At 41.0% G+C, this 23241-nt stretch carries 21 protein-coding genes and 2 pseudogenes; 5 read left to right on the forward strand and 18 right to left on the reverse strand.

Translation table 11 applies throughout. The annotated features are described in order from the left end of the window. Nucleotides 1-24: 24 nt before the first annotated feature. From AC058W_RS00145 to AC058W_RS00185, 9 genes and pseudogenes are all read right to left on the reverse strand, one after another. Nucleotides 25-2886, reverse strand: a complete 2862-nt coding sequence (locus tag AC058W_RS00145) for a glycoside hydrolase family 3 C-terminal domain-containing protein (RefSeq protein WP_349826184.1) — start codon at nucleotides 2884-2886, stop codon at nucleotides 25-27. Nucleotides 2887-3069: 183 nt separating this feature from the next. Next, nucleotides 3070-4131, reverse strand: coding sequence for an ATP-binding protein (locus AC058W_RS00150; protein ID WP_479389509.1), 1062 nt, complete (start codon nucleotides 4129-4131; stop codon nucleotides 3070-3072). Beyond that, nucleotides 4128-4376, reverse strand: a complete 249-nt coding sequence (locus tag AC058W_RS00155; RefSeq protein ID WP_479389510.1) for a hypothetical protein — start codon at nucleotides 4374-4376, stop codon at nucleotides 4128-4130. Before AC058W_RS00155 ends, AC058W_RS00150 begins: the two co-directional genes overlap by 4 nt. 23 nt (nucleotides 4377-4399) lie before the next feature. Then, nucleotides 4400-5103 (reverse strand): annotated as a pseudogene (locus AC058W_RS00160) (LytR/AlgR family response regulator transcription factor). A 203-nt stretch (nucleotides 5104-5306) separates the two neighbouring features. Next, the gene (locus AC058W_RS00165) at nucleotides 5307-6056 is read right to left on the reverse strand and encodes an ATP-binding protein (RefSeq protein ID WP_118137647.1); all 750 of its coding nucleotides are present in this window, start codon (nucleotides 6054-6056) and stop codon (nucleotides 5307-5309) included. A gap of 72 nt (nucleotides 6057-6128) precedes the next feature. Then, entirely contained in the window at nucleotides 6129-6323 is a 195-nt protein-coding gene (locus AC058W_RS00170) for a hypothetical protein (protein WP_479389511.1), read from the reverse strand. A gap of 16 nt (nucleotides 6324-6339) precedes the next feature. After that, entirely contained in the window at nucleotides 6340-8157 is a 1818-nt protein-coding gene (locus AC058W_RS00175) for a cobaltochelatase CobT-related protein (protein WP_479389512.1), read from the reverse strand. A gap of 6 nt (nucleotides 8158-8163) precedes the next feature. Then, nucleotides 8164-9096 (reverse strand): AAA family ATPase, encoded by a 933-nt coding sequence (locus tag AC058W_RS00180; RefSeq protein WP_019162591.1) that lies wholly within the window; start codon nucleotides 9094-9096, stop codon nucleotides 8164-8166. An 85-nt stretch (nucleotides 9097-9181) separates the two neighbouring features. Beyond that, entirely contained in the window at nucleotides 9182-9952 is a 771-nt protein-coding gene (locus AC058W_RS00185) for an ATP-binding protein (RefSeq protein WP_479389513.1), read from the reverse strand. 168 nt (nucleotides 9953-10120) lie between these two features. Here AC058W_RS00185 and AC058W_RS00190 point away from each other — a divergent pair, with 168 nt between their 5' ends. Then, entirely contained in the window at nucleotides 10121-10768 is a 648-nt protein-coding gene (locus AC058W_RS00190) for a TetR/AcrR family transcriptional regulator (protein ID WP_019162593.1), read from the forward strand. On the opposite strand, the gene AC058W_RS00195 is transcribed toward AC058W_RS00190, so the two are convergent. Both AC058W_RS00195 and AC058W_RS00200 read right to left on the reverse strand, forming a co-directional pair. Then, nucleotides 10690-11316, reverse strand: coding sequence for a DUF3786 domain-containing protein (locus AC058W_RS00195; protein ID WP_019162594.1), 627 nt, complete (start codon nucleotides 11314-11316; stop codon nucleotides 10690-10692). The two genes, AC058W_RS00190 and AC058W_RS00195, sit on opposite strands and share 79 nt — an antisense overlap. A 40-nt stretch (nucleotides 11317-11356) precedes the next feature. Further along, nucleotides 11357-11689: a nitrous oxide-stimulated promoter family protein gene (locus AC058W_RS00200; protein ID WP_015542172.1), complete on the reverse strand. Its 333-nt coding sequence runs from the start codon at nucleotides 11687-11689 to the stop codon at nucleotides 11357-11359. Nucleotides 11690-11917: 228 nt separating this feature from the next. Here AC058W_RS00200 and AC058W_RS00205 point away from each other — a divergent pair, with 228 nt between their 5' ends. Together AC058W_RS00205 and AC058W_RS00210 are read left to right on the forward strand one after the other, a co-directional pair. Then, nucleotides 11918-12367, forward strand: coding sequence for an Rrf2 family transcriptional regulator (locus AC058W_RS00205; RefSeq protein ID WP_117676341.1), 450 nt, complete (start codon nucleotides 11918-11920; stop codon nucleotides 12365-12367). A 15-nt stretch (nucleotides 12368-12382) separates the two neighbouring features. Then, entirely contained in the window at nucleotides 12383-12511 is a 129-nt protein-coding gene (locus AC058W_RS00210) for a hypothetical protein (RefSeq protein ID WP_278277962.1), read from the forward strand. Between the two features lie 347 nt (nucleotides 12512-12858). On the opposite strand, the gene AC058W_RS00215 is transcribed toward AC058W_RS00210, so the two are convergent. The 6 genes from AC058W_RS00215 to AC058W_RS00240 all read right to left on the reverse strand — a co-directional run bounded on the left by AC058W_RS00215 (nucleotide 12859) and on the right by AC058W_RS00240 (nucleotide 20597). Beyond that, nucleotides 12859-13944 carry a hypothetical protein gene (locus tag AC058W_RS00215; RefSeq protein ID WP_117676342.1) on the reverse strand — a complete coding sequence of 362 codons (1086 nt, stop codon included), beginning with the start codon at nucleotides 13942-13944 and terminating at the stop codon, nucleotides 12859-12861. Then, nucleotides 13941-15464 (reverse strand): HlyD family efflux transporter periplasmic adaptor subunit, encoded by a 1524-nt coding sequence (locus AC058W_RS00220; RefSeq protein ID WP_055199610.1) that lies wholly within the window; start codon nucleotides 15462-15464, stop codon nucleotides 13941-13943. The genes AC058W_RS00215 and AC058W_RS00220 overlap by 4 nt, the downstream gene beginning before the upstream one ends. A 26-nt stretch (nucleotides 15465-15490) precedes the next feature. Next, a complete protein-coding gene (locus AC058W_RS00225) occupies nucleotides 15491-16378 on the reverse strand; it encodes a carbohydrate ABC transporter permease (protein ID WP_242859357.1) in 888 nt (295 codons plus the stop codon). After that, a complete protein-coding gene (locus AC058W_RS00230; protein ID WP_186994757.1) occupies nucleotides 16375-17319 on the reverse strand; it encodes a carbohydrate ABC transporter permease in 945 nt (314 codons plus the stop codon). The genes AC058W_RS00225 and AC058W_RS00230 overlap by 4 nt, the downstream gene beginning before the upstream one ends. Before the next feature lie 53 nt (nucleotides 17320-17372). Continuing rightward, nucleotides 17373-19841, reverse strand: a complete 2469-nt coding sequence (locus tag AC058W_RS00235) for an extracellular solute-binding protein (RefSeq protein WP_479389514.1) — start codon at nucleotides 19839-19841, stop codon at nucleotides 17373-17375. An 84-nt stretch (nucleotides 19842-19925) separates the two neighbouring features. After that, nucleotides 19926-20597, reverse strand: a complete 672-nt coding sequence (locus tag AC058W_RS00240; RefSeq protein ID WP_227311431.1) for a response regulator transcription factor — start codon at nucleotides 20595-20597, stop codon at nucleotides 19926-19928. Nucleotides 20598-20740: 143 nt separating this feature from the next. Here AC058W_RS00240 and AC058W_RS00245 point away from each other — a divergent pair, with 143 nt between their 5' ends. Further along, on the forward strand, nucleotides 20741-21139 hold the full coding sequence (locus AC058W_RS00245; RefSeq protein WP_479389515.1) for a hypothetical protein: 399 nt from the start codon (nucleotides 20741-20743) through the stop codon (nucleotides 21137-21139). After that, the gene (locus AC058W_RS00250) at nucleotides 21136-22017 is read left to right on the forward strand and encodes a sensor histidine kinase (protein ID WP_479389516.1); all 882 of its coding nucleotides are present in this window, start codon (nucleotides 21136-21138) and stop codon (nucleotides 22015-22017) included. Before AC058W_RS00245 ends, AC058W_RS00250 begins: the two co-directional genes overlap by 4 nt. A gap of 998 nt (nucleotides 22018-23015) precedes the next feature. On the opposite strand, the pseudogene AC058W_RS00255 reads toward AC058W_RS00250, so the two are convergent. Further along, a pseudogene (locus tag AC058W_RS00255) lies at nucleotides 23016-23241 on the reverse strand (nitroreductase family protein); the annotation flags it as partial.

Here is a 23241-nt window from a genome sequence, read left to right on the forward strand (position 1 = left end):
CTGTTTTCCATCCCACTTTCATCTTTATTCAGCATTCTTTCTTTTCTTATATCCTCTGATTACCAGTACTTCCATTCCTGCCATGAAAAGTGCTATTACAATGTCGATACCAATTCCTGCTTTTTTCCAGTTTTCCATACCTGTTTCTTCGTGTTCTCCGTCATAAGCCCAGCTGCTTACAACTGTATACATGACATTTTTGCAGGCATTTCTCATCTGAAGTACAGATGTCGGATGCTCCGGATTGGCTACATTATTCTCTTCTCCGTTGAATGTGGACAACATTACATCTACTCCATTCGCCAAAGCTGCATCTGCATTCATAAATCCATGACCATTGTTTCGGAAGAAGTCTGTAAGTGCCATTCCCCTGAATCCCCATTCCTCTCTGAGAACTGTATTCATAAGGTTACTGCATTCTCCAGTCCATTTATCTCCAAGGAAGCTCCAGGAAACCATAACTGCATTTGCTCCGCCCTGTTTTACAGAAATTTCAAATGGTTTCAGATAGATTTCCCGGATCGCCTGCTCATTTGACCAGACACTTACCATCTTTGCATTTCCTTCATACAGGGCAAAATGTTTGATATAAGAATAAACTCCATATTTCCTTGCACCTTCTACTGCTTTTGCTCCCATATTTCCTGCAAGAACTCCGTCTTCTGAGAAGTATTCATAGTTTCTTGCTCCAAATGCGGTTCTATGAGTATTCATACCTGGTGCATACCAGCCCTCTGCACCCATTTCCTGACTGATCTTGCCCATGCATTCACCCCAGGCCTGTGCAAGTTCCTTATTCCATGTGGAAGCAACCACAACTTCAATTGGAAATCCAATAGAACCAACTCCTGTAAAGTTATTATTAATTGCTGCTGGTCCATCGAAATCAAGTGTAGCCACTTTTCCCACAGAATCCATGGCTGCTGTCTGATAACCAGCCATTGCAATCATATTTGCCATTTCATCAACAGTAAGCTGATCCAGAAGTTTTTCCCAACGAGGATCGTCATAATCAGCATCACGCATATCAGCTAATGTAAGTCCATTATCTGCTCCCGTTGTCGGCATTACATCCTCATCATTGAGATATGTAGTCTTATCAAAGTTGCTGTTCAGATGATATTCAGAAGCATATGGCTCACCCAGCTCTGCAGATGCCGGTGCTGCTGTAGCCTCTTCATAATTTGCAAAATGATCCGCACGTGACAGATATGTTATATCTCCTTTTGCATCTTCAAATACATTTGTTGCTGCAGTATCATCTGATGCTCTTTTATTTTCTCCCTTATATACTACATCAGCATCTGCAGTATAAGTTTTCTGATCCAGCACAGTGTGTGAATCACTGTTAATAGAGATCACGTAATCGCCTTTTTCAAGAACATACGCTTTTGCATTATTCTCATCATAAGAGGCCATATCTTCTATACTGAATGTAACTGTAACGGTCTGAGATTCTCCCGGCTGAAGCAGATCTGTTTTTGCAAACTCGATCAGATTTGCAGAAGATTTCTCAATTCCCCCATTTGTATATGGCGGTTTATAATACACTTCTACTACATCTTTTCCGGCAACATCTCCTGTGTTGGTTACTTCTACATCTACAGAAATCTGTCCGTCTTTTTCCTCCAGTTCACCCATTTTCTGTTCAAATTCCGTATAACTCAGACCATATCCAAATGGATACTGTACAGTCTTATCGTAATCAATCGCACCTTCCTGTGCAGCTGTTTCATAGTACTTGTATCCTACATAAATACCTTCCACATAATTGGTAAATGCCGGAGCATACACCTGCGCAGTTCCTGCGTTCATTCCTTCAACGGCCATATCTGCCAGATTTGTATACTCCGTTTTTTCTGCATTATTCCACCACGGAGCTGTCGTCATATCATAAATAAATGTATCCGGTGTTTTTCCGGAAGGATTGACTTCACCTGAAAATACTTTACCAAGTGCATTAAATCCCACATTTCCCGTTCCGGGGCACCATACAACAGATTTAATCTGAGGATATTCATCTGCGAAACCAAGTTCAAACTGATTTGCTCCATTATAAACCACAATCACATTATCAAAATTTGAGCAAACCATATCCACCATATCTCTCTCAGTTTGTGAAAGCTGTAAATAATGCTCTCCCTCAGGAAAATCATCATATTCATCTGAATTATTATCATATGCTGCTTTTCTTACATCCATAGGAATATCATTATGACCTTCACCCGCTTTTCTGGAAAGAACCACAACTGCCACATCAGAATACTCTTTCGCACTTTTAATAAGCTCATCACTGTAAGTATCTACAGGTGGCTCCGGTAATGTCCAGCTCTGTTTCTGGATAGACATTTCCGGATTATCTGCACCATAATTGTTATAAAAATCAACCAGTTCCTGGTTAATAGAAAATCCGGCATTTTCAAGTCCCTGATTCAGACTGACAATATCATACAGATCATTAATTCCACCGGAACCAGCTCCTCCGTAAGCCGGATTAATAGATTCCCAGCCAAAAATATTCAGTTTTTTTGTTTCATTTAAAGGAAGCAGGCTTTCATTCTTCAGAAGAACAATTCCGTCTTCCATAATTTCTTCTGCTACTTCCGCAGCTTCTTCATTTGTTTCATCGCTTAAAGTTCCATTTCCCGTTGCCAGTCCAATCAACGTAGACATTGGTCCAAAACAGATCATATTCACGCAGACAACAACTGCAAGAACCATTGCAATCGCAGCTTCTCCTCTTATCAGAAATTTTTTGCCCCTGGACATCCTGCGGCATGCGATCATAATTACGATTCCAATTACAAGTGCAGCAATAATACCGATAATATACGGTTTGCATAATTGTAATACCGCCAGAACATCTTCCATTTCAACACTGATCATTCTCTTTTTTCCTCCTTTGACTCTCTCATCTTTTTCAGGTATCATTTCCTGTTGGCATTACTATAACATGGTTATTATTTCGTGCCGTTTTTGGCACAAGATGCAACAAATATGGCACAAAATACTAAAAAAGGTCCACCGGACCTTTTTGTCGTATGCTTGGCAACAAAAATACCCAGAGCATTACAATACTCTGGGTAAAAGAATCTTTAATTCAAACCAGTTCTGCTGTACTCCAAATACTACAGAACCATCATATTTTTCTACAGCTTTACGAATACTCTTCAATCCAAAACCATGGTTTTTACTGTCTTTTTTTGTTGTTGTAATCAGATCTTCTTCATTTTTGGAAATTTCTGCTTCACAATAATTCTCTATCTTGATGAACACAAATCCTTTTTGAGCGGATACTGTCAGATGGATCAGTCTTTTTTCCGAATCTGGAATCAAAATTACATGTTCAATCGCATTATCCAAAGCATTTCCAAATATAGAACATATATCTGTTACATGCATATGATCCAATAATTTTCCATCTGCCACACAGGTAATCTGTATATGATTTTTTCGACAATGGAAAATCTTAGCTGCCAAAATCGTATCAAGTACCTGATTCCCCGTTCTGCTTATATTTTCAAAAGCAGCGATTTCCTTTTCCATGGAATCAATCCATTTTTTTCGTTTCTCTTCATCTGATTCCGCACGAAGTCCCGTTATCTGGTGTTTCAGATCATGGTATTTCATTTGTATGAGATCCAGGCTGTCCTGATAATTTCGGTATTGATCATACTGGCTTTTCAGCATCACGTTCATTACTGAAAGTTCTTTCTCGGCAACATACTCACTGATCCTGCTCTGATAAGCATGCAGGATTGCAATTCCTCCAAAATCGATCAGTGTTCTGATAGAAAAAATATCTGCACGTTCTCTGCTCGCAAATGGTGCATTTTCATTTAAAAAGCTCAGATTACTAAAAGCAAAGATTGCAACAGCCATGATTGCCGCCGCTGCTACTTCCTTTACTGTCATCTGTTCAAGATAATTCTGCTTCAGGAGATCTTTTTCTAAATAAATATTAATAGTAAAGCAGCCTCCAAAAATAACCATCGTGATCAGAATTTCAACCCAGATGCTTTGATTCCCCCATGCCTGTACAATAGATACAATCTGCCACTGCAGCGAAGCTACAAACTCAGCAAGAACAAATGCACGGGCACAGCAATAAGCCGCTCCCAGAGGCTTCATCTTTCCTCGACCATAAGAAATCCATACATCATACCTGCAGCGATCATCATACAGGGAATCCACAAAATTTCAGTTACGCTGCCTGTCAAAGTCAGAAAAATACTCTGCATTGCCAACATGAAAAGACTGCCTATAAGAAAATGTACAGATTTCATGTTTTCTTTTTCCAGGATATAAAGATAAACCAGACATGATCCCCACTCTGCTATTGCCGTATAAATTCTTGGAATATCCTGATATAACATAGTATTCTCCATTTCGCATGAAATCATTCCATATTGAGGTTTTGCAGAAGCAGATTCATGAAGTCTTTTTTTCTGGTTCTGCTGACAGGTATATGTACATTATGGATCACACAATCAGAACCAACAAATCCCTCTACATGATTCATATTTACCAGATATCCCTTTGCACATCAAAAAAATTATGTACCGCAAGTTTTTCTTCGAGTTCTTTCATCGTAATTCTTGAACAGTAATCTCCTCTCGAAGTATGATAAATTACATTATGTCTCTGCCCCTCAATAAAATAGATATCTGCTATATCTATCTTTACAACTCCTTCCCCAATCGGAATCGTAAGAAATTCTTTAACCTCAGAACGCATACGACCAACTGCTTTATCCAGTTTCTGCGAAAAAGAAAAATACTCAACTGGTTTTACTACATAATCCATTGCATCAACTTCGTATCCACGTACTGCATATTGAATCATATTTGTAATAAACATGATAATTACTTTCTGATCCATTTGACGAATTTTTTCTGCTGCTGTCATACCGTCCATGAACCGCATTTGAATATCCATCAGAATAATGTCAAAACCGCCATTGTAATTTTCAGTGATATCTTCTCCATCACCAAATACTGTAACCTTTATTGATCTTCCCCTTTCCGTTTGATATTTCCGGATATACTCTGTTAATTGTTTTACGTAAATTTCTTCATCTTCAACAATTGCAATCTGTATCATCCCATACCCTCCACAAGAATTGCATTCTTTGTAACTGTTCAATCACACAATATAGTCCCAGGTTTTTATTGTTATTTTATAAATAACTTTTGTTCCAGTATATCACTGCATCTCTCTTGCGTCAAGTGGATGTAATATTACAAATTATATCTGTATAATCTGGTTTTCTTTTATCATATATCCACAGTAAATCTCCTCATTCTTTAAATAGAAAGTAGAAATTCTGTTAAGTTTTCAATAGCATCTGGTTTTTCTGATAGTTCTTTCCCCATCAGTCCCTCTCTCATAATACTAGTATCCGCACTAAGAGATACAGCGACTCGACTTGAATTCCATACAGCTTCATACATCATTTCCTGATTCTCTTTTGTTACTTTATTGAGAACGTAATAAAATGGTTTTCTAATACTTTCCGATAATTCCCCGATTTTTTTGGAAAGCTGTAGGGATTCATAGGATGGATCTATAATTATCAATATCAAATCTACACCGTTATCAATTCCACGTCCAAAGTGTTCAATACCAGCCTCCATATCCATTAGCGCAAATTGGTCTTCTGTAAGCCTGAGATTTTGGATAAATTGAGTCATAACAGTTCCCATAGCACAAGAACACCCTTCATTTGCTTGGTGAATTTTTCCACTGCTCATCAGTTTTACACCGTCCTTCAGACTATAATAATCTTCCGGTATATCATCTATAGTCCAGGTTTCCTCAAAAAACTGATGAGTAAATTTTGATAACATCATATCATTTAAAACATTTTGCTTACCACCGAAATAGTCTGTAAAATCTCTGGGAAGCTTCATACCTAGCTGTCGATGTAGACCATAATTAGATTCATCGGAATCAATTACCAAAATTTCTTTTCCTCGTCTGGCTAAAGCCTTAGCCAAAAGACTGGTTACTGTACTTTTTCCACATCCACCTTTTCCGCAAACTGCTATTTTCATCTGTTATCTCCTTTACCCGTAATCTATTATGATTTATAATTCCAGTTTCTCTATAATACCTTTTAAGGCTTCTTACTCCACTTCCTCCAGTTCTGTTCCTTCCGGAAGAATATATCCGCAGTTATCACATACTCCGTCCTCTGCAAGTATCCCGTCTTTCACAAAGGCTTCAATGCCTCCCGGTGCATGACAGCGTGGACAATCTAATTCCTGTATCTTTTTCTGATTTCTTACATCCTGGCAATTGGCAAATTCAATTTTACCCATAGTGATTCCTCCATTTTTATTCCATATCAATTTGTCTTCGCAAAAAAGTTCCTACCATACGGGAAAAATTGCTGATATTACGAATATAGGCAAAGTCTTTTCCATAGATTCTCTTTTCCACGGAGAGCTCTTCTTCATTCCCTACAAAAATACCAATTACGAAAATTCCCTGATTTCTGGCCCGACGCACCTCATATGCAGTATCTTTCACAGCTCCTTCTCCGTCATAGATCTTGGGCTGGCGGGTTCCTGGTCGTTGTATGCTCATATCACAGGGTTTTCCATCACTTAATACGATTAAAATCTTATTTTTTTCCGGTCGCTCCATGAGAGAGGAACAGACTGTTTTCAGTGCAAGCCCATCTCTGTTATTGGCATACGCCCGAAATTGAAAGATTCTTTCATTTGTTTCCCTTGGATCTTCATAATCCCGAAATCTCTGAAGTACTGTATATCCCCAGAAAGCACAGTATCCTGTCACCCGATGAGGAATTCCTGCCTGGCTTAATGCTTCACTGATAATATATCCCTGCGCCGCTACCTGAGCCTGTCTGCCAGCTTGGGAACCACTGGAATCAATCAGGACGTCTATTACAAACTCAGAATCTTCTGCTCTCTTTTTTCTATTAAATAACTTGTCATCGTCTGTTCTTCCAATTTTCCATAACCTTTCAGGAACAAGCTGCCCTGCATCAGATCTGCTGACAGAATCATCCTTTCGGATTATAAATGCCCGTTTCAGTGACTCTGCCAACACAGAAATATTTCTTTTGATGATCCAGTGATTATTTCCATAATAGGCTTTATTTTTTTCAAACTGCAGCTGAGAAAAACGGTATTGATTATTTTTTATGACAGGGTTCTGTAAAATTCCATCTGTAAGATACAGGATACAGTTTTTGTGGATTCCTGTACAAAATTTCCGGTTGATTCTGGCCTGCTCCGATTCACTCAGATACGATTTCCCGTAATTCAGTTCCACATATTCCCGTATCCGTCGCACTGCCTGTGGATTTATATTCTCCGAGCTTTCCGGAACTTCTTCATTTTCCGGAGAGAAATAAAATCTTTTTTTCTTTTTGTTTCTGATATCCAGACTCATCATCTTTTTTTTGAGATTAGAAAGATATTTTTGAATGATGTCTTCCATCTGTTCATCCGTCATGCATTCCTGCCACGCGTCATTGGCTAATGCCATATCCGGTAAATTCAGAATCTTCTCCAGATTTCCATTCCTTTTTTCAAAAGAGGGATCCAGAACATGATTATAAATCTCATCTATCACGTTTATGACATCTTCCGTATTTTCCGCATCCTTCAGAGAAAGAATCTTGTACAATGCAATCTCTGCCTGTGAATCCATTCCCTCATCGTCTGTGTTCTCCAGAACATGCCTTATATACAGAAGCCTAATCCTGTGAATCAGGTCTGTTCCAGCTTTGTCTGATACCTGCTCTTTCTCGGCCTTTTCCAATTCTCTGAACGCCTGTTCTCTGATTTCCTTTGTTCCCAAACGTTCTCGAATGATAAAACGCTCCACAGCAGCATCCATGCATAATCCAGCAAGAGGCAAAAGTATATCTTCTCCAGCAGAAAAATGTAATTTTTTCATCAAATACATGCCAAGTTTCTTCTGATCAAAATATCGTGCAAAGGCACCCTGCTTCACTGCCTCATATAGAACCGTTTGTTTTGAATAAACATATTTTTCTGTGTCCGGTTCAAATTCCATATCATAATCACCACTGACTGTCCAAAAAAGATTTCTGATACGATTGCTGATCTCCAGACGATGTTCTTCCAGTTGTTTCGCCGGCCATCTGACATCCTCCATACAAGTTTACCCCCATATGTCTTTTCCGGTCCAGGAAGATGGGATTCTGGTAGAAACCACATCTTCTATGATCTCTTTTTCAAATACATCAAAACTTTTATTTATGATCCCCATCTGGATTGCATCAATTGGAGAAAGTCCGCTTTTTGTTGCTTTTACAGCAGAAACCAGTCCTCTCAGGTCAAGAGATTTTGTTGAGATTTCTCCATGATAAGCTTTGATCTGCAAATCCAGAAACAGTCCTGCAAAAGCTTTCAGTGCACTTTTTTCCCCATCTGGAAAATGTTGTCTTAATACAAAAAGGACACTATCCTCATCCATTTCAGGCATATCAATTACCATAAACCTTGAAACCAATGCTTCATTTAGCTCTCTGGTACCTGCGTAGCCATAATTCATTGTGCCGATAAATCGTGTTGCCGGATGAAGTAAAATCCTGTTATATCCTGGAATATCGATTCTGCGCCGATGATCCAGTGTGGCATGCAGTACAGAAACCGCATCATTTTTTGCCATATTGATTTCGTCCAGGATTCCAAATCCTCCAAATTCCGCGCATTGGTAGATGGGGCCTTTCCGAAGGCGAACCTCATTATTTATAAAGGTATCCGTTCCAATCAGATCGGCACTGTCTGTATTTACATGAAAAGAAATGTCGTATTCCGGTCTTCCGAATATCCATGCCAGTGTCTCACATAGTACATTTTTCCCTGTAGCTTTCGCACCGGAAAGTAACAGGTTATCTCCCTGAAGAAGCGCTGCTATTGACATTTCCAGAATCTTTTTCCCATAAAACAGGATATCCGGTTTTTCTACCCGTTCCTTTACCTGATCCTCTACCTCATAACGCATGTGAAAATCTCTCAGTTCTCCAATTAGTTCCTGCGCTATCTTCTGGTCTTCTAAATATTTTTCTATTTCTGCCCAATGATTTCTCATGAAGATTTTCCTTTCTTTACAATTAGTTATGCCAAATCAGATAATATTTCTGTTTACTCAATCTTCAAACTTTCAATCCTCCAACTCACAATCCCAACTTCTTTACAATTTCTCCCAGTGCACTTCTTACAGGAGAATCTTTCGGAAGCTGTATGATCGGCTTTCCATCACAGTCATACTGATATACCTGGTCATCATGTGGCACAACCCCTAACAATTCCAGTCCCTGATTTCGAATTTCTTCCAGAGTTCCGGCATCCAGTTTTCCATCCGGAACACGATTCACGATTAATCCAGTTTTCTGTGGTTTAAAGTTTAACTCCTTCATCAGCTTTGCAATACGTCCGGCTGCCTGAACACCTCTTCTGGAACAGTCACTTACAAGAATCGCAACTTCCATCATTGGCAGGATTCCTCTGCTGATATGTTCCATACCTGCTTCGTTATCAACCACAATATATGGATAATGACCTTGCAGTTTCTGAACCTGGGTCTGCACAAGACCATTTACAAAACAATAGCAGCCCTGTCCCTGGGTTCGCCCCATTACCATCAAATCATAATCGTCTTCTTCTGCAATTGCATCGGAAAGACGCATTTCCAGATAAGCCTGTTTTGTCATTCCTGCCGGAATCTGATATCGTGGATCAACTCCTGCACGTTCAATCTCTTCTCTCAGTTCTCCGAGTGTAATCTCCGGTTCAACGCCGAGCACTTCATTCAAATTCGCATTTGCATCTGCATCTACAGCTAAAATCGGATGTTTTCTATTTTCACATAAATATTGAATTAACAATCCACAAAGGGTTGTTTTCCCTACGCCACCTTTTCCTGATACTGCAATTACATGTCCCATGTTTTTCCTCCTAAAATTCTGAACAATCTGTTGACTTTTTCTTTAAACCTCATTATAGTTGTTACTATATAAATTACAATAATCAATCTGTGAGATTTGTATGGTTACTCAACACATCAGAAAAATTGTTGAGAAATCATATGCTACTAACTAATACAGGAGTATATAATGTCAGAAAAAACGCGAAAACAAGATCGCCGTACCCGCTATACCAGGCAGACCATAAAAGATACGTTCTTAGAATTGTTAAATCAGAAAAGTTTCACGAAAATTACAGTTACAGAGATCTGCAAAAATGCTGAAATCAACCGTGGCACTTTTTATCTTCATTACTACGATATCCATGATGTATTATCAGATATTTTTAATGATATGACTCAGGATATGTTAACAACTGTAGATCATTTATTCTGTCTAAATCAAAAAAGCTGTTCCTATCCGTTCTGTCAGAAAATACAGATGGAATCACAATACAGGGCACTGTTTCTGGATGATGCAATTGCCCCTATTCTTCTGGAAAAAATAGCAGAAAATACAAAAGAAGGCTATGTGACCTGGCTTATGTCACACAGCCTCCTGACCTTTGAACAGGCAGAATCGGTTTTTTATTTTCAAATGAATGGCTGCCTTTCCATCAACAGACTGATGCTCCGCAATCACTGTAATGACTGGAAACAGATTCAGACAGTAATCGACAAATTTATCAAAGCCGGGCTGGAAAGTTTTCTGATTCATGATCAGAGAGAAGAAAAGGCTTCCGATAATTTTTGCAGTAAAATTTCTCCAACTGTTACCGCATCTTCTACACTCAGATAATGATCGGCATGATCCTGAAGAAATATTTTGCCAGATGCAGGAAATTCTTCATCTGCAAACCATATCTTTAAAGTTACCGGATATCTTGGCAGAACTGGAAAAACAGCACACAGATCCGCCTTTGTTTCTGTGAATTCTGCACCTAGGTTTTTACATGCTTTCTGAATTTTCTCAGGATCTTTATCCTGCAAAAGCTTTTCCAGTTTCTGCTCTGCAGTCCGGTCAAACTTGGTTCCCCGAATCAATCCATCTTTCAGGTTACCAAAAGTAATGAGCTTCTGTGAACCTTCTGTTCCATCAGCCATATCCAGATAATGCAGCAATGTCAGATAATGCCATTCATCCATATCTGAGTTAATATAAAACTCAGGAAGTTGAATTTCAATCACTTCATGAAAACTCTGTACCTCAAGCATATTTCGACTGCTATGAAAAACAGCCCCACTTTTTGCAGCAATCTCCTCTCCAGAACGATTTTGTAACCGTTTTACTGCTGCCAGCAGCATTTCCTGAAATGCACGATTTTCTGTTTGATTTTTGTATTCCATAACTTCTCCTTTGCGAACATTTTATCGCATCATATAATAATCAATGTTTATGCAAGAATTTGGGTGGTTTCATAAATCTGGCTTTGTCCGGATTCTCTTTCATCCATTCCCGGGCAAAATCCATTACCTCAGTCATAGTTTCATAATCTTTTCCACAAAAACAGCAACTTGGGCATGTTGGACATGGCCATCCCTTATTTTTGAATCTGCATGCGTCTAAATGTCGGTATGCTCTTAATAAATTTGCTTCATATTCTTCTTTAGACTGTGAAGCTTCCCTGTTTTCACGATAATAAAGGTGATACATTTTTTTAGTCATATGTTTTTTGATTCTGGTATATAAATTTCCTTTTAATTTGTCCACAATCAGCATATTATACAATCCTCCGTAAGTTTTATTACTATGTTGACTTTTCCTTTAAATTTCATTATAGTTGTAATTATATTATTTACAATCATCAAAATAAAAAATATGTACAGTTTCTCAACACATTAAAAAGAGCTGTTGAGAACTTGGGATGTTTTTGACAAACCAGAAATATTTTCGCCTCAAAAACGTGAAACCAAAATCATTATATCATACTACAAGGAGTTTCTTATCATGAAATACTCAACGAAATTAAGCGATACTGTTCATGTGATGGTTCTGATTGCTATCAACCAGGAAAAATCTCTCTCCAGCGCCTCAATTGCAGAAAGTGTCCATACAAATCCCGGCTTTGTACGCCAGCTTATGTTAAAACTAAAAAAAGCGAAACTTATGACCAGTGTAGCCGGACATGCCCGTCCTTCTCTTTCAAAACCAGCAGATCAGATTACATTGCTGGATATTTATAAAGCAGTTGAAGGTGATAAACCATTGCTTCATTTAGATACTCATACCAATCCAGAATGTGGCGTTGGCATTAACATTCAGTTATCTTTGCAGGGATTTTATAATGAAATTCAAAAGACTGCCGAAGAAAAAATGAATACGATTACTTTACAGGATATCATAGATATCTACTATCAGCGGATATCTATAGAAAACAACTTACAAAATATCATTTAACAGGAGAACATTTTCATGTACCTTCAGCAAATACGAAATGCCACCATTTTTTTATATTATGGTGGAAAAACATTTTTAATTGATCCTATATTAGCTCCAAAAGGAAGCTGGCCTCCACGAGTCATCAAAGCAATGGCAGATTGAAAATATTTCCAATTAACCTTTCAAAGCCGATATTTTATTCCTGTTTTACTGAAATAAAATATCGGCTTCTATTATTTCAACCTGCTATCCAAATGGATGAATTCTATGAGACATTTTCAAATATCGGTAAGCTGAATGTACAGTTGGAATAGCAACTATTAACGAACCTTGACAACCTAATAACTGCTTAGAACTTTGCCAGAGGGATTTTATACCCTTTTGACAGGTTAATTGAGTGATGTTATAGCTGCATGGATCAATTTTTAGATTCATGGTACAGTTATCAGTTCAGATACTGTTCCGTGAATAATTCAGGTTTAAGTTCTTTTTTTGACATTTTCACGGATTTAATTCTGCTCCACTGGAAAATCCTTCCCTCGCCTTCCTCTGTCAGAGATTCTGTCATATCCCTTTTCATATACTTTCCACAACAAATACAGAAAACAGGAACCCCCTCCTGCACAAACCGTTTTCCCGCCAAGAATCATACCTTCCGTCTGGGATACCGTCTTCGGAAGCATCAGATACAGCTTAAATTCTGCCACAGCCTGATCCACCTTTTCTTTCCAGAACCCAAAGTCAGACCACCTTGACGGAATCCATCCCTCCGGCCAGGTCAGATGTGTAAAAAGAAGCCAGACCACCGTCCCTGCCATTACACTATACAGCAGGTTGCAGAACCAGTACTCTGCATCTTTCACTGTATAGTTCTTTTTTTCTCTGCTTATTTCCGTCCACAGACTGCCAGAAAGAACCGCCGGAAGCAGCAGTAATGCCGCCAGTCCTGCATTTTTCGGTAAAGTCGAGGATACCACAGTTCCCTGAAGTCCGTATTTCATCAGAAATCCGTTCACTGTACTTTCTTCGGTTTCTCCATTTCTCCTTCTGATAAACAAACGATTATAAAAAAGTTCCGTCTCGGTATCATCCGCAGAAGCCGCCCCGAAAACCAGAATTTTCTGCCCCCAGTCCGCAACTTTCCTGACAGTATAAGTACGTCCCTGAAACAGAATCTGACCACCCGGAACCTTATTGCCAAAGAGCTCCCAGGCAGTTGCACCATCAATCACGCAGCCATCCGGATCACCTTCTGTCAGAGCTGCTGCCTGCCAGTCATACCCTGCGGGATTTCCCTTAAGATAAACAGTCATCGCCTGTGCCTGCCGGTTTCCTTCTTTCGCAGAAATCTCCCTCAACCCTGCATCTGCATAAAAACATACATCATAAGGCTTCTCACTTTTTCTTTCCTGCTTCAGGATATTTTCTGCTCCTTTCCTGTCAGGATAAGCTGCGGACAGAAACACCGATACTGCTGTATCATTTCTGATCTGCACATAATTATAGACTCCCAGAAAATAAATATAGAAAATAATCAGCCACACAGTCAGAGTACCGGCTTTCCTTAAAAAGGCACTCTGACTTCTGACACTCATTCCTCCAGCAGCCTGATCCGGCTGCCGCTGCTGATCTCTCTGTCACTGGAAGTCACGATTTTCTGGTCACTTGATAAATCCCCGTTCTCCAGCGCAGCAGTGGAAGAATTTTTATCTTTCACATTCACATACGTTTTTCGCGCTACCAGTACCTCACCCAGGACGGTGTTCTGTGTATCTGTCACATAAACATAGTATCTGCCATTTTCCTCATACAATGCGCTCAGCGGAACACAGACATTAAAAGGACCTGCATCCTGAGAAATTGTAAATTCCGCAGTATCTCCTATGGAAAGAGTTCCCTCCGGTACCTGTACAGAAAGAATGTACTGATTTTCATTACTGCTGTCCTCTTTCACAGACTCCACTTTCGCTCCTGTAATCTCTTTTTCATCCGCACCTTTTAAAATTACCTCTCCGCCACTCTTTATGTATTTCAGATCATCTTTGCTGACCTCTGCCTGAAACCGAAAGGTTCCTTTGGATTCATAAAGGACAACCGCAGCTTCCGCTCCTGTCTGGCTTCCTGTCACTGCACTCAGACTCTTTATCACACCATCACAGGGTGCTTTCACTTTTCCCTTTCGTGCCAGCACTTTCTGCAACGTTTCCAGATCTTTCTGCGCAGTCTCAAGTTCCGCCTGCGTATTCTCCAGCGTGGAATCCGAAGCATCACCGATCTGCGTATCCCGGATTGCCTGCTCTGCTGACTGAAGTTCTCTTCTGCGGCTGAGCATGGCTTCATTGACCGCCTCCTCTTTCGCCCGGATATCATCAATCAATGCCTGCTCCTGAGAATTGTCCTGCGCATTCGAATTGTCGCCGTTTCCTGATGTATTTTTATTCCCTTCGCCATCTGGGCGATCCGTATTTCCGGAATCATCGGAGTTCTCCGGATCGTCTGTATTCCCGAAATCGTCTGTATTTCCCGGATCATCAAACTCGCTGGAATCACTGAACTTCTCCTCATCCGGTATCTTATCCTGTACGTCATTCTGCGCCGCATCCCGCTGTGCGTAATAATCCTGAAGCTTCTGTCTGGCTATGGCTGCCTCATTCTGTGCCGCCTGCACACTGTAATTTCCGCTGGAAACCGCACTGTTATAATTTTCCTGTGCATCTGAAAACTCATTATGTCTCTTCTGCTGATTCACAGACTCTGCACTGATCAGATCATTGATCTTCCCCTGCAGAACATCTATGGCATCCTGTTTTTCCTTTATGGTTTTTTTTAGATATTTTACAGAAAACTTCAGCAGCGCATCCCCTTTTTTCACATTCTGTCCTTCCTGCACATAAACCTGCTCCACCTTCTGTCCCTCCTGGGTAAAAACTGCCCGTTCTCTGGTTCCCATCACTTTACCTGTGCCGGTCACCTCATGCGTGATCACCTGATTCTGAGCTGTTTTTGTCTCTACCTGTGCTACATTCACCGAATCTGCCGCCCTGGACAGAAAAGTAAACAAAAGCATCAGGGCAAAAAATCCTGCCAGAATTTTTATCAGTTTTATTTTCTTCATAGATAAATCCTCTCGTTTCTGTCGCTCTATTCCTTGATTGCCGTGGATATGATCCCTTGTTCCAGATAATCCTGCCCTGCCAGAAAAACGATCACTGCCGGGATCAGAACCAGAACAGATACCGCAAATGCCTTTCCTGTCTGGGAGATATCGATCTGTGGAAGGTACAGAGACAGCGGCCACAGACTTTTGGTCTTCAGAAATGCCATTGGCTGTTCGATCAGATTCCAGTATTCCAGAAATCCCAGAACCAGTGCCGAAATGATACCCGCAGAACCCAGAGGGATTCCGATTCTGATAAAAATAAGCAGCTCACCCGCCCCGTCCAGCCGCGCAGATTCCATCAGTGCCTCCGGAATACTCTCAAAGAAACGATACATGATAAAAACCGGAAACGTGGAAAAGGCCGCCGGAAGAATAATCCCCCACAGATGATCCAGAAGTTTCATCTGATCCAGAACCAGATAATTACTGAGCATCATTACCTGAAAGGGCATCATCATCAATGCCACATAGATCATAAACAGCAGATTTTTTCCCGGAAAACGATATCTGGCAAATCCCCACGCTGCCGGTACTCCCACCAGGATCTGCCCTGCCAGAACTCCGACAGTAATCTTGACGGAATTCCAGAACATCACAAAAAACTCCGGAGAATCCAGCAGGACTTTCACATAGGATCTCAGCGTCGGATAAAGCGGAAGTACTCTCCAGAATACATAACTGACTGCCTGACCGGAAGCAGATCCACTGTCTGCTGTCAGTACCGCCCCCAGAAGATCATTTAATTCCTTCTGCCCCATCAGTGATCCTGTAACTGAAAAAAATACCGGAAATATTGCCACCAGTGCAAGGAGTACAAGGAGCAGGCTTCCTATCTTCCTGATACGGAATATCTGCATAACTTTTCTCATTCTGCCCCGCCTTTCCCCCAGGCTTTCCACAATCCCAGGATCAGCAGAAAAATCACCAGTCCGGTCACCACTGCCGCAGCCGACATCTTATCCAGCGACAGGTCCCTGTACCAGTTGTTAAACAGATGCTGAAGCAGATACATTTTTTCCTGCGGATAATCACCGGCCACCAGATATGCCTCACGGAAAACCTTAAATGCATTGAGTACAGAAAGTACCACGATCGTAAAAAGGGACGGGAGCAGATTCGGGAGTGTGATCTTCGTAAAACATTTCCACTCCCCTGCCCCGTCCACTTTTGCTGCCTCGTAAAGTGCCGCCGGAATGGCAGACAATCCTGCCATCCAGAGCACTACATCATATCCAAGATTTCTCCATATATAACTGATCACCAGTACATAAAAAGAAGCACCTGTATTCATCCAGTCAGTCGTCTGAACAGATAACATATGAAGCAGGTGATTCAATAAGCCCTGATCGTCAAAAAGCAGTCTCCACAGAAGTACCACTGATGCTACAGGGATTGCCATTGGCAGAAGAAAGAAACTTTTCAGAATCTGCGTAAATCTTTTCTGCCCTGCAAGCAGGACTGCTATGATCAGAGACAATACCACCAGCAGCGGCACACACACTCCGAAGAACCGAAGTGTGTTGCCTGCTGCCAGACGAAACGCTTTGTTTGCAAATATCGTCCTGTAGTTCTCTATCCCCACAAATTCTCCATTCACTGCCCCGCAAAAAGATCTGCGGATCACATCCACATACGGGATCAGCCAGAAAATGCAGACACCTGCAAAACTCGGAAGAATAAAAGCCAGACCTTTTTCTGTATTTCTGAAAGCTGCAGATCTTCTGCGATTTCGTTTCCGACTAAACAGCAAATCTGATTTTGCGTTCCGTTTCTCTGTTAAAGATAAGTGTTCTTTTAAATTAATCTTCATTCTCTTAAACTCCCTTACCTTGCAGTATTGGGTAATCAGCAGCAGACAGCCGCTTATTCAGATAAATACAGATTTACTTCCTGCATGATCTCTTTCACAGCATCATCCAGCCCCGTTTCTCCATTGAAGTATTTCTCACCGGATTCCGTTACTGCACTTCGGATGATCTGATTACTCTTTGCAGGTACAGTAAGTGTTTTTCCCAGATCCATGATGTTCTGTATTGCTTCATCTTCCGGAATGATCTCGTCCATCACAAACTGTTTGATATTACCATCTCCCGTATCATAAGAGGTTCCGATCGAGCCAATGGTATCTCCACTGGATTTTCCCATTTTCCAGTAAGCCATATCTTCATAAACCTTGCTATTTACAGCCAGTCCTTCATCATTGCTTGCTCTCTGGGATTCCTCTTCAAACAGGAACTTTACGAACTTCTCTGCCGCTTCTTTTTCAGATGCCTTTGCACTGATTCCCACAATGCTCCTTGGATAGAAACAATTCTCGCTTTGTCCGTTCAGAAGTCTGTAATCCAGATCCGGATCTACTTTTTTTGCAGAATCCAGATACACCAGACCCTCCGGTGAAAGCAGACCGCCTGCCGCCACTGTATTGACTTTTACAAGCAGATCCGTTATCGATCCTGCAATATTTGTATATCCGGAACGATCTGAATTCGCCCAGTCATCACCCATCTGGTAAGCTTTCTTTGTCTCTTCTATCGCATCCTTCTGAGTCTGCCAGATCCTGTTTACCTGCTCCAGATATTCTTTCAGTGCATCTTCTTTGAGGGTTCCGTCCTCGTTCATCCATGCCGGTGTACTATTGTCTATGGTTCCCTGTATCAGCCCGGACGGTGATATGGAAAAAGAGCTGAAAAATTTCAGTTTTCCATAGCTGTCTTTCTGGCTTTCCGCTGCATCAGCCTCTGTTGTCAGATCCGTAATTCCGGCGATGATATCCTTATTTCCCTCTATCATCGGAATGCCGAACTTGACAGGCATGGTATAAATGCTTCCATCCTCTTTTGTATATGCATCTTTGATATTTGGCAGGATATCTTCGTCTTTTAATACCCCGCTTAAATTCTCCAGCATTCCTCTCTCTATATAGGTATCCTCTGAAATTCCATCCAGCAGCAGAACATCCGGTCCTGTTCCGGCCATGATCTCTGTATTGAGCACTTTCAGCGCATCCGTATCTGTGACGGAATCATCTCCTGACATTCCCGCCTCAATATTCACATAAATATCCGGATATTTTTTCTGGAAAAGCACTGCTGCCTGTTTTATGAAGTCACTGTCTTTCAGGGAATAAACTGTCAGCTCTGTATCCGGTGTCGTTGGGGTATCTTTGGAATATACATAGGAATAAATTCTGATATCCTCGCCTGCATTACAGCCCACATAGAAATTTCCATCGCTGTCCTGTCCCCATGCTACAGTTCCTGTATCCGGTGAACTGAGCGAATTCAAGGAACCATCGATTATCTGTTCCACTGTGCTGCCTCCCAGAACATATCTGTAAACACCGGTATGATCAATATAAAAAAGGCTGTTATCCTCATCTCCCTTTAAGAACATAAGCGGAAAACTGCTGGTTGTTGTCCAGTTGACATCCTGCTCATCAGACTGGATCTGCTCTGTAAGCGCGCTGATATTGTCCAGTGGTTTTCCAGTATCCAGATCATATCCGTGAAGAGTCTGATCCTGAATGGTAAACAACATTTTTCCTGCTGTTCCGATAAAATCAACACTGATTCCTTCCTCATATCTTCTCACCAGACTTCCATCTGAAGGATTGATCTCTGCTACGCCATTGCCGGGATCTACGATAAGAACTGTCCCATTCTCTGTGAAACATGCCTGAAATGTATAGGAAGACTGAATCGTATCTCCGGTATCAACTTTCTGTACATTTCCATCAGGGGAAAGATAGAAAAATTCCATTTTCAGGTTGTCATACGCAGAATCCTCTTCCCCACTGTCGGCTGTTGTCTGTGCATTTTCATTGTCCCTGTCAGGAGACAGATCTGCCCCGACAAATATACTTCCATCCGCTGCTGCAGAGACAACGCTGATATATTCTCCCAGATTCTCCTTAAGCCCCAACAGTTCTTCCAGACTTTTTCCATTCGTCCAGGTTTCTCCATTATCTGCAGAATCTGCTGCATAATAACAGTTATCTGCTGTACTGTAATAAACCATGCGCAATGCACCTGAGTCGAGTACTTTGACATCTCTCAGAAACTGGCTATTTTCAGGTACTGTAAGATCATTTTCCAGAAAACGTCCCATTGCTTTTGTGCTCTCATCTTTTGTTTTTTTACCATCTGAATTGTCAGTATTTACATTCACAATATCTGCTGTATCTGCATTTCCTGCCTGATTGCTGCTTCCTGTTTTTCCTTTGCTTCCGGAATTTTTTCCATCTGCACCGCCACATCCGGCAAACAGGCTGCCGGTAAGTGCGATCACTCCGGCAACGGCGATTCCCTGTTTCCATCTTTTTATTTTTCTCATATCAGGATATACCTCCATGTTTTTATTTTCTTTCTGTCCCTCTCAGGATAAATGGATTGTAACAGGCAAATCTCTAAACTTTCTCTAATTTTCCAGCCGATATCCAATTCCCCGGACGGTTTTCAGGTTCAGTGTACTTCTGACACTTTTTAATCTTCGCCTCAGAAAATGAATATAATTATCCAGATTTCCATCCTCCACCTCACTGTCTGCTCCCCAGACACGGTTGAGGATCACCTCTCTCGGAAGTGTCTGACCGGCGTTTCGAAGCATCAGCTCCAGAAGTGCTCCTTCCCGTTTGGAAAGGGTACATTCCTTTCCGTTTCCTTCCAGTCTGCCGCTTTCGGGATCAAAAATAAGATCTCCGAGCGATAATACTGCCGTGTTCTCCCATCTTCCGGGTCTTCGAACCATGCACTGTATTCTTGCCAGAAGTTCTTCGAAGGCAAACGGCTTCACCATATAGTCATCTGCGCCGCCTTTCAGTCCGGTCAGTTTATCCTGTAATTCTCCCAGTGCAGTCAGCATGATCACCGGTGTGGAAACATGATTCTTTCTGGCTTCCTGCAAAACAGTGATGCCATCCATGGACGGGAGCATCCGGTCCAGAATCACCAGATCATGGCTTCGTTCTTTCATATAATAAAGCCCTTCTTCTCCGTCATCGCAGATATCTGTCTCATAGCCTTCTTTTTTGAGCTGAAATCTCATGCTCTCTGCCAGTTCCCTGTCATCCTCTATCAGTAAAATTTTCATCTGTTTTCATCCTCCTGATCTTTCATTATACATGAGTTTTCTCTAAATTGTCTCTATACTCGGTTACAGGAATTTTTTTAGAGATTATTTACAGGTTTTCATGATACAATTACCATACAATCTCATAAAGGAGTAAATATTTCATGTTTCGCAGACTTCATATTCAAATGACTTTTTTCTCTGCTCTGATCATCGGCATCGTCATTTTTATTATGACAACTGCCTGTAATTTCATCGCAGAAAACAGCACACGCCAGAATGCGTGGAATACCTTTCAGAACAACGCCATCTCCTGTATCTCTCATCTGGAAACGCAGAGTATCATCAGCAGTGACTGGATTTTGCAGGCAGAAAAAAATTATGATATTTCCATGGATATCAGAGACAACGGAAATTCTCTTTATCTGAAAAAACTACAGACGGATTCTCTGGATGAAACGATTTTCCGGAAGGCAGAAGAAATCTCTGCTGCTTCCTATGCACTTGATCTTTCCAATCCCGGTGCGGTCAGTAAACTGACAAAACGGATCTTTTTCAGATGAAAGATTTCTATGTTTCCACTGCTCTGATCCCCAAGAGCCACGGAACCGTCAGTATGATCATCCTGTATTCCCTGGATTCTGTAAAACACAAGATTCTGTTACAGAGACTTGCATTCTCCGGCGCAGCTTTTCTGGCAATTCTGGCTCTGAGTATCTGTTCCTGGTTCTTTACCGGAAGAATGATCACTCCCCTGGAAAAAAGCAGGCAGGAACAGACCGAATTTATCGCTGCTGCCTCCCATGAGCTTCGCTCCCCTCTGGCAGTAATCCTGTCCGGAATCTCTGCCATGAAAAAGGCAGATCCGAAAGAGCAGGGACATTTTCTTTCAGTCATAGAAAAAGAAGGGACACGAATGTCCCTCCTGATAAATGATATGCTCTCTCTGTCAAATGCAGATAACCATTCCTGGAAAATGCATCCGGTTTCCTGTGAACTGGATACTTTACTTCTGGATACCTACGAAAAGTATGAACCCCTGATGCAGGACCACCATATGAAATTTTTCATTGAACTTCCGGAAGAGGAAATCCCTCCCTGTCCCTGTGACCCGGAAAGGATCAGTCAGGTGCTTGGAATCCTTCTTGACAATGCCATCAGTTATGTCCCCGAAAACGGGAAAATTATTCTTTCCCTTTCACAGACCAAAACGCACTTTCTTATCTGCGTCAAAGACAACGGACCCGGTATTCCGGATTCTGCCAAGACTTCTGTTTTCCGGCGTTTTTACCGGGCAGATTCTGCCAGAAATAACAGGCAGCATTTTGGTCTGGGACTGTGTATTGCGTATGAGATCATTTCACTTCATAAAGGAACAATCTCTGTACTGGATACCCCGGGCGGTGGTTCTACTTTTCAGATTTCTCTGCCGTTGGCATAACACAGTAATTTTCTGTAACATAAAAACCGGAACGAACATACGGCCTCCCCGCATATTCGTTCCGGTTTTCTAATATTCATTCCTCTGATGGATTCATAGGTCGAGTAGGTGCACCCCTTACGGTCGTACACCCCTCACAGAACTCCAGACGTGCGGCTTTCCCGCATCCGGCTCTTTGCGAAACGAATCGTTCACATTATCATTCGTATATATTGACATATATCCGGGGTCTTACCAGTGGATAGCTGTTATCCAGCATATTTTGAAATTCTACCCAATTATAGCTTTTCTTCTGGCTTCTCCGGTTCAGATAATAGAACAGGCTTCTGATGATGTTATTGGAATGCCGTTAACTTTCTTAATGTTTATTTTTGACTTTCTCCCAAATTCGGGAAAACTTATATTTGTATCAGCTAAAATGTTGATACATAAAAAGCGCAGTCAGGAAAAAGTAAAATTTTATGTACTCTGGCAGCTATCTTTGTTATTTCTCCTGCTCCGGTAACATTTCTTTTTGCTCATTTTGCCCTAAATGCCCTTAATTCCCTGATTCATATTTAACTGTAACTGTTTATAATCTCTTTTTTTAATCCCTATCATATCTTTTGACTCGAACTTATTTAAATATGGTGTTTCAATTCATCTTTCTAGAAATGTACTTTGTCAACTTTTCCGTTAATATCGTTCGATATGCCCATTGTAATTATGAGCTTTTTCAAGAAGAACGAAAGATACTGCTGGAAAGTGTATGACAGTTTTACAGCAGTATCTTTCTGGTATTCAAAAACAAGATACGAACGAATGGGAAAAAACAGGTCAATCCGTATCATGTTGCCAATCTACAACGTATGACGGATATTGTCTTAGCTGAAATTAGCGGTACAGAACGACTTTTTAAAGCTACAACAAAATAGAATATATGGAAATAGGGCTTGCGGAGCATACTATATAGAGTATGACGCAAGCCTTTTGTCCCAACCTATGATCTCTGTCCAAATTTATAAATGATCATAAGAAACTAATTCTTCCATAGGAATACGTGTTTCTGGAATCAGCTGTATCCCGAATCTTCTGCAATACCTTTTCCATAACCGATAGCCAAAATATTGATAGGCTCTAAATTATCCGGTAACTGGAACGCTCTTGATTACATCTGGTTCAAAGCCATACCCATACAGTTCCTAATTCCTGATTCTGTCGCCTGCAACATCATATGATCTGTTA

This window comes from Blautia sp. CGZ-1-C1 (assembly GCF_056504575.1).